Origin of the sequence: Methylosinus sp. RM1 (genome assembly GCF_011378635.1) — a bacterium.
GTDB lineage: Bacteria > Pseudomonadota > Alphaproteobacteria > Rhizobiales > Beijerinckiaceae > Methylosinus > Methylosinus sporium.
In genome coordinates this window covers 1-1,657 of record NZ_WOVC01000098.1, presented here as the reverse complement: position 1 = coordinate 1,657, position 1,657 = coordinate 1, and the positions used below count along the sequence as shown (strand labels likewise).

At 55.8% G+C, this 1,657-nt stretch carries 1 protein-coding gene; it reads left to right on the top strand.

From position 1 onward, the window contains the following. The first annotated feature begins 523 nt into the window (after positions 1 to 523). Positions 524 to 1,585, top strand: a complete 1,062-nt coding sequence (locus tag FMZ75_RS21060; RefSeq protein ID WP_166146256.1) for an HlyD family secretion protein — start codon at positions 524 to 526, stop codon at positions 1,583 to 1,585. Positions 1,586 to 1,657 lie beyond the last annotated feature (72 nt).

The following is a 1,657-nucleotide window of genomic DNA, read 5'->3' as shown; positions in this document are numbered from 1 at the left end:
TTCAAGATTCACCGCGCGACCATCTCGCGCTTCGTCTCCCACGCCCGCGCCGCCGAAAAGCCGGCCTCAAAGCCTTAGCGTAGGATTTCGGGAAAATTCCACGATGACCCCATGCCGGCAATATCCTCCCCTCGAACCCGGCCGGTGTCGCAGAAGGTTTTCGAGGGCTATGCCGCGCGACACGGCGTGACAATATAATGGTTTTCGTTAGCTCGATGAAGGAGATCGATTTCATCGTCTGGACACTGACTTGCTCGCCCACGACTTCCGCTTGCTCGCCCTCCAAAAAGCTCTTGTTGTCGCTTACGAGCGCGTCGCTCTCCAAAATGATTTGGAGGGATCGATGGCGAAGGCGTAACATGACGCGAGACACTCTTCGGAATGTAGCTCGATTATGTCAAAAAAGGTGATCTGTTACGTGAGGAGTTTATGAACCTGTTGTATAATAAGAAATATACACGACATCTACCTATTGCCATGGCCAGCGCCGCTGGTAATTGCCTTGTGCTACGATCACACATTCTTGGATAGAAAAACAGAGGCTCTGGCCTCTGTCTCCCAAGAGGAAACATTTGTCGTACATCAATCTCGCCTGACCACGAGGTTGGCGGTCGCGGGATCGATCCATGCAGGGAAGTTGATCGCCATTATCGCTCCGGTCGAGGGCGTAATCGCAAGGCAAGCCGCGGTGGTCGGCGATTATGTCGTGGCCGGCTCCACCTTGGTGGAATTGGATGTATCGGAGGCAGAGGCGAGACTGCGCGACGCCGAGGCGGCGGTTCTCAAAGCCACCGTTGCCGCGAATTCATTGGAAAATTGGCAAAGCAGCCCGGACGTGGTGCGCGCCAAGCGGAGCGTCGAAATAGGCGAAGACCAATTGGCGAGCCTAGAGCGTCAGGTTTCCGATAGCAAAAAGCTTTTTGACAAAGGGATTGTGCCGCGAAACGATTACGAAAGTTTGGCGCAACAGCGTAATCAACAGAAGGGGACATTGGAAGGGTTGAAGCAAGACCTGGAGACGACGCTCAGTCGCGGAAGCGAGAAATTTCGGCGCGTTGCGGCGCTCGAATTGGAAAACGCCCGCGAAAAATACGACAGGCTTCAGGCGCAGATTGCCGCAAAAGTTGTCAAAGCGCCGGGAGCCGGAATTCTCGTCCGGCCGCCGGCGCAGTCGCAATCCCAAAACGGAAATGTCACGCCGATCGAGGTCGGGGCTCGTGTCAGCCAGGGACAGCCCCTTTTTTCGATAGCGGACACGACGACCCTGGTGGCGACTGGAAAGGTCGACGAGCTCGACGTAAACGCGCTTCGTCTGGGCGCGGACGTTGAAATTACCGGAGAAGCGTTTCCGGGCAGCCCCATCCATGGGCGTATCAGCGGGATTAGCGCCGAGGCCGCAGTGGATCCGAACGGGAGGGCCCCGAATTTCGAAATTCGGGTCGCTTTCACCGCTGACGATGAACGCCGAAAAGCAGCGATCAAATTGGGCATGTCGGCGAAAATGATGATCGAGGTTCGAGACGACAACTTGGCGATGCTGGTTCCTCTTGACGTGCCCCTGAAAAATCCCCCCAGCATCGATTAGAGTCCGGCCGATTGCAGGACGGACACGATGAAGAAGAAACGGTTCACGGAAGAGCAGATCATCGGGATTTTG